Source organism: Microcoleus sp. A003_D6, assembly GCF_036702825.1.
In the GTDB taxonomy this organism is placed as follows: domain Bacteria; phylum Cyanobacteriota; class Cyanobacteriia; order Cyanobacteriales; family Microcoleaceae; genus Microcoleus.
In genome coordinates this window covers 1-6,849 of the sequence record NZ_JAUBWA010000212.1, presented here as the reverse complement: position 1 = coordinate 6,849, position 6,849 = coordinate 1, and the positions used below count along the sequence as shown (strand labels likewise).

General features: G+C 47.3%; 2 protein-coding genes. One reads left to right on the top strand and one right to left on the bottom strand.

Going from position 1 to position 6,849, the window contains the following annotated elements; genetic code table 11:
• The first annotated feature begins 46 nt into the window (after positions 1-46).
• Positions 47-811: a hypothetical protein gene (locus QUB70_RS31140; protein ID WP_332985613.1), complete on the top strand. Its 765-nt coding sequence runs from the start codon at positions 47-49 to the stop codon at positions 809-811.
• A 75-nt stretch (positions 812-886) separates the two neighbouring features.
• Here QUB70_RS31140 and QUB70_RS31135 read toward each other — a convergent pair whose 3' ends face one another.
• Complete coding sequence (locus tag QUB70_RS31135) at positions 887-6,355, bottom strand: nSTAND1 domain-containing NTPase (protein WP_332985612.1); 5,469 nt, start codon at positions 6,353-6,355, stop codon at positions 887-889.
• Between the last annotated feature and the right edge of the window lie 494 nt (positions 6,356-6,849).

Genomic DNA, 6,849 nt, shown 5'->3' with positions numbered 1-6,849 from the left:
AAAACTTATCCCTTCTACTTGCTCAGGAGTTAATTCATCCTTCTGAATGCTGTTTTCTTACTTATTCAGCAAGCCCTCAATAGACTTAGAAGCACCTGATTTAAGGGGTTTATCTCACAAACAATGGAGTTGTATTGCATCAGTAGCTAAACAGCGCAGAATGTTTAAATTAGCCGCCCTGGGCGTCGAGCGAAGTTTGCCGTTTATCAGTTCTGAATCAAAAAAAAAGAGACTAAAACTGGAGCAAGAAAACGACAAGTGTTTGGGTAATTTACAACTAATGTTCCCCGACGCAAAGCGGTTGTTTGATGAAGCGAATCGCCTCTGGTTTGGGTATGGAAAGTTCAACAAGGTACTGCCCCTATATAGAGAGGCTTTGAAGTACGATCCATCCAATCCTGTAATTCTTTATCAGTTAGCTAACGTGCTGTGGACTTTTGAACAATTTGGCGAAGTGCGAGCCTTAGTTGCCAAAATTGAAAAAAACTTAGATTGTTTCAGCGATTTCGGGAAAGAAATGTTTGCTCAAGAAAAATCCCGACTGCTCGACCCATCACCTTTCAAAACTCCGATGCCAATACCAGCTCGCTCCATTAACTTAGAAAAACTTGATTCAAGGGGTTGGTCTTGGGAGAAATGGATGAAAATTCAATGGCCAGCAGAAGAACGTAGAATGTTTAACTTAGCAGCTATGGCTGAAGAGCGAAGTTGTATTTTTGATGGTGACTCAGCAAGAGAGATATGCGAACTCTACCAAAAAAACTCCGATTGTTTTAGCTACTTACTACTAATGTTTCCCGAATCAAAATAGTAAAAAATCCTTTGAAAAATTTGAGCTTGTTTCAACTGTATCCCAAGAAAAAATGAAAGGAGCAAAAGACTAAAACTAAGGTTTAGGCGCTACCCCCTCACAGAGACGCCGATCGCGATCGCTCACATTAGGATTAGTCCTCAAATAATCCCCCACCCAATCGCAGCCCCTCACCAACAAATCGTCAAGATCCAAATTCCACAAAATCACCCGATTATCCCGACCCGCAGAAGCCAGAACCTTCCCATCCGGGCTAAAACTCACACTCATCACACTATCCTTGTGACCCGTCAAAGTTTTCAGCAAAGTCCCGCTGCGGCTCCACAGCTTCACCTTATGGTCATAACTGCCCGAAGCAATCAACAAACCATCCGGGCTAAAACCCACGCTAGTCACGCTGTCGCTAGAACCCTTCAGCAGCGTCGCCACCAAAGTCCCGTCCACCTTCCACAGCTTCACCGAATTGTCGTAACCAGCCGAAGCCAGCATTTTGCCGTCAGGGCTAAAAGCCACCCCCAACACAAAACTGTTGTGAGCCCCTTCAAAAGTCCTCAGCAAACGACCGTCCCGATTCCAGAGTTTGACAGTACCGTCATCGCTCCCAGAAGCCAGCATTTCTCCGTCGGGACTAAATGTCACCCCAGTCACCCAGCCTTTGTGTCCCGTCAAAGTCTTAATCAACCTGCCGTTTCTCGTCCAGAGTTTCACGGTTTTATCCTTGCTCGCCGAAGCGACAATCTCGCTGTCAGGGCTAAAACTCACGCTCATCACGCTGTCGGTGTGGCCGTCGAGACTGAACAGCACAGAAGGCGAACAGGGGAACAGGGGAGCCGAAGGACAGGGGAGAATATTACTCGTACCATCTTTTTTCAAACTCCAGATTTTCACCGTTTTGTCGTAACTCCCAGAAGCAAGTAGCTGTCCGTCAGGGCTGAAACTGACGCTGGCGACTCTCTGAGTGTGTCCTTCCAAGGTTTCCAGCAAAACTCCCGTGCGGCTCCAGAGTTTGATAGTTTTGTCCGTAGAAGCAGAAGCCAGCCTTTGGCCGTCGGGGCTGAAAGTAACGCTTTGCACCCGGTTTTGGTGTCCGTCGAGGGTTTTGAGCGGCACGTCATCGAGCCGCCACAGCCTGAGTGTTTTGTCAAAACTTGCCGAAGCCAGGGTTTTGCCATCCGGGCTAAAACTCACCTGAGTAACTCGATCGGCGTGTCCCTCAAAAGTTCTCAGCAAGCGACTCTCCGGTTTAATATTGCTAGCATCCGTTGGGCGTTTGTCGCCAACACCAGCCAGACTCCAGAGTTTGACAGTCCCGTCTGCACTTCCAGAAGCAAGTGTTTGACCGTCAGGAGAGAAACTGACACCAAATACCCACTTGCTGTGTCCCCGCAAAGTTGTTAGCAGTTCGCCGTTTTTTGCCTGTTTGGAATTTCGTCTTGCTGGGTGTTTTAGTGCAGCGATGCTCCATATTTTCACCGTTGCGTCTTCACCCGCACTGGCAAGCAGTGTACCGTCGGGGGAGAAACTGACGGTGTAAATTTTCGAGGGTTGTCTGTTTTCGCTGTGCCACAAATTAGCGATTAACTTGCCGTCAGAACTCCACAGTTTCACACTACCGTCATCGCTCGCCGAGGCGATTATTTTGCCGTCGCGGCTGAAGCTGAGCCAATTTACGGGAGCAAATTGTTCGATCGTCCGCAGCAGCGTGCCGTCTGTTTTCCAAAGTTTGATAGTTTTGTCTGTAGATGCACTGGCGATCGTTTGACCGTCGGGGCTAAAAGCAACGCTGGTAACGCTGTTAGTGTGGCCTGTTAAAGTTGCAAGCACTGTACCGTCTGTTTGCCAAATTTTGACAGTTTTATCTAAACTTGCCGAGGCGATGGTTTTGTTGTCGGGACTGAAAGCGACGCAGGCGACGCTGTTAGTGTGGCCTTTAAAAGTTGCCAGCAAACTGCCGTCGGTTTTCCAAAGTTTAACCGTTTTATCTACGCTGGCAGAAGCTATTGTTTGGCCGTCAGGACTGAAAGCCAGACCCCAAACTACGTCGCCGTGTCCCTCCAAGCGGTTGCGTTCTTTGACGCCGTAAACTGCCTGCTGGAGGGCGGCAGAAATCAGAATTTCGGTGTCCTTGAGGGTGTGTATTTCTTTGGAGTGTTCGAGCTGTCTCCACTTTTTACCCGCTCTCAAACTTTCCATCATGGCGTCAAATTTGTTGTTTGAGAAATATAGTGCTTCTGAAGCTGCTGTGAGGGTACTAATTTCGGCTCGCTGAGTTTGAGCGACAGCTAGCTGTTTTTGACCGACAGCGCGCCACCAAAAGTTTACGGCGGCGATCGTGGAACTGGTGAGCAGCAGTACGCCGATTACTGCTACTCCCAGCAGTTGTTTGAGAAAAGTATTGGCTCGGTAGAGCTGTGCTTGACTCATTTTTTTGTCCGCTTCTGCTTTGTGAAGTCTGGCTTCTAAGCCGAATCTTTGGCGGATCGGCCGCACTAAATAGTCGTGTACCAATTGATAGCGGTCTTCGGGGGCTTCACGCAGCAGAAATAGCAAACCGTGACCGACTAAAATGTCTAAAATTAAGTCGAGGTTGTCGGTTTTCTTTTGTGGGCTTTCTGGGTATGCAGCGAACTGTCGCTTTAGGGAAATTCGGTTTCTGCCGATCGCCGATAATTCGGTTTCGCCGCCATCTGCTGGCTGCTGGCCTGTCACTAACGAGAGTTCGTGTTTGGTTTTAATCAGCCGAACGCCTCTTTCATCTGTCAGGGAAAACAAAATTTTCCAAGCTGCATCTTCGTTAACCGGGCCGCAGTCAGAGATGACTCCTTCGAGCGATCGCTTCACTAATTCTGCTTTGGGATTGTCGCCTAATTGCTGGTATTGTGCTAGACTGGTAATACCTTCTTCTTGCAGTTGCGCTCCCACTACCTGCAATTCGATCGGCCGCACTTCTTGCAGTTCGTCTGCTAAATCTTCCACGAAAGCATCAATCAGTGCCGGCTCTAAATAAAATTCCGCCCGTTCCGTTAAGTGTCCGATGACAGCCCGCGCATCTTTGATAGAAAAACTCCGCAGTTGGTAGCGGATGCTTTTGTCGAGAATATTATTGTTAATAGCGTCAAGATTGGGGAAGCGATCGCAATCCAATAAGTAGTGTAAATAATCTTCGCGCAAACACAGAATTACCTTAACATAAGGCACATTCAAAAACAAGCGCAAAAATTTATAAAAAAGTTGTCTTTGTGCCACTGAGGTCGAAACAAAGAAAAACTCTTCAAATTGATCGAAAATCAGCACTGTCAACAAATTATTTCTGGCATTTTCGCGCAACTGCTCTATAATAAAAGAGGAGATTTCCGAGCTGCGAGCGGGGATAACCGAGCAACTTTTTTTGTGGATTTCTTGTACTCCTTTGGCGATTAATTTCCTTTCCTCTTCGGCTTGTTTGTCGTACAGCGCGCCGTTCAAAGCATTTTCTAATTCCACCAGCCAGTCGGTGTAAACTTTGATTACTACGGGCAAGGTATCCCGCGCGCCCGGAGTAATATTTTTCAAAGCCGGTACTAAGCCGGCGTTGACTAGAGAACTTTTTCCGACTCCGCTGGGCCCGTGAATAATAGTTAATTTATGGTCGTCCCTGCTAATTCTTTCTAGCAACCTATTGATATCTGTTTGGCGCGAGTAAGCTGTCATGGACGCTGCGAGAGCGGCTTGATTTTGGGCTGAGGGGCTCGAAGGATTGACGGCTTGTCGCTGCTGCTGCAATTGGCTGGCTCCGATAAAAGCTCTAAATCCGTATTGATACTCGATCGACCTTTGGGTTTTTTTGATCCGAAAAGCTTTAAGATACTCTCCCTGCTCGAAATAAACCGCTTGCAGTTCCGTCAAAATATCGATGTAAAGTCGGGGGTCGTACTTCGGCTCGCTTTGAGCTTGAGCCAACTCCAAAGAATGAACCGCCGCTTCCCACTGGCCTAGCTGCCGCAAACTTCGGGCTAGCAGTAAAAGATACGAACTTCTGTCGGATTTGGGATGTTGGATTTTAGATTTGGGCTCGTTGCTTGACTCGTTAGTTCCCACAAATTCAGGATAATTTCCCTCAAACCCCAATCTCAAATCTTCAATCAGCAATCTCAAATCGTTAGGCGTTTGATCTAAAATCGCTAAAGCCAACTCTGCTAATTGGCGGGCTTGACTCCACCTCGACTGTTGCAGGGCAACTTCAGCCAAAAAGCCGTAATCTTGAGCTAGTTGGCTGGCAGTACCGTAAGTGAAGTGCAACTGCAAAGAATTTTCAGCTAATGCTTGCAACTCTCCCCAAGCTTTCAAGCGTTGCAGCACTTGTCCGAGGTGTGCTGTCACCTCAGCTACCAATTCGGGGCGCTCGGCAAGGGAGAAAGCGTTTCTAGATTGTTCCAGGCTAATCCAAGCTTGTTCCCAGTGGTGGCGGTTGGCTACCGGATTTCTGGCGGCTTGCAAGCGGTGACACAAAGCTATGTGAAACAGCACTATGCCTTCTCTCTCTAAAAATAGGATGTTGGGGACAGGATTCGACAAGGAGGAGGAGAGGGTTGGTCGGTTTTCGGAATGTTCCCAGTTTTCGAGTTCCCAGTTGCCGGTTTGCTGCTGCCAAAATACTAAGCTTTCTTGGTAGTGAATTAAGGCAGTTTCGGTTTGGTCGCTGACATAGTAATCTCGACCGAGAACGAATTGCAGGCTGGCTTTGAGGGCGGGTTCTAATTCTTGACCGCGATTTTGTAAATCTCTTAAAGCTAATTCTAATTCTCGGCGCGACAAAGAGCCGATCGCCAAATCGAGGGTATTACCCGGACTCAAGGGCGAATAGGAGCGGACATCTGATTGTCGTCCGTTTTGGGGCCCAGAGTTAAAGTTGAGAAAGCGTTCAGAGAAGCTGATTTCGCACTCTTGGGCGCGTTTTTCCCAGTCGGTTTCGCGGGTGACAAAACTAGCGAGGGTGCCGGCGGTGCTGCTGCCGAGTTCTCGATCGAGTTCGCCTACTTTAAATATAGTATCGGCCCGTCCAGTCAGGAAATTAATTAATTCGTCAACGGCCATTTCAAATTTAATTGTGGCGGCGGCCCAACTTTTGAAATCCGGGGCCAGACGAATCATTTTGGTCACGATGTCATCTGTTACCCACAAAATTACCGGGCAGGAAAAATTTTTGCGAAATTCGTCTCGCACTTGATTGGTAGAGGCCATCAGTTCGTCGATCGCTACTACTGTTTCTAAACCGAATACCATCAAAGCCGAGGCGGAACCGACAGCCGAAGACTCGATCTGGAACGTGTTTGCCTGTAGGGTAGTGTAAAGGGTTTTGACGGATGCTGGCAGGACGAGATATTGAATTGGAACTGCGGAGATTTCTCGCAGCCGCTGCGCCCAGCGCTGCCGCAACTGCTCGTAGTTGCAGCGCACCAAAATTAGCGAGAATTGCTGTTGAGACATCGCGATGGCTCTTACCAGAGTTTTGAGCGATCGCTCGTTGTAACTGGCAGTTTCTTGTAGTTTAAGCAGATCGGTCATGCGTGCACCCCTGTTGCAGAAATCAATTACTTAACGATCGCCGATCGTGACTGAAACCGTATCTACTTAGAGATACCCGTCTCTGTCGGGCGCTTTATATCTGTAGGATTACGTATTTTTTCGTACTTCTCCTATGAATACTTACACAGTCATTAGGTTCAATCTAAAGACATCATACCTCTCAATCTCAGAGAATGCGAGACTTGACAGTAAAAATTCAAGCCCGCCTAAGAAATTTTTTAATCAGCTACATATAAATGGCTAAAGGCATAAATAGCCGACCTCTAAATTTATGGATAATAGCGGCGGCTAGCTATTAGTAAAGAACTCCGATCTATCTGTAGCAGGTATTCAGCAAAAAAGCAAATAAAAATGTCGTACGCGATGGGATTAGTTCATGCTAAGGAATGAGAATTAAATAGACCTCTTGCAAAAATCCTTTTAATCAAATTTTGGAACGGGCTCTGGGGCCCATTCCACAAGAAAAAAAATTT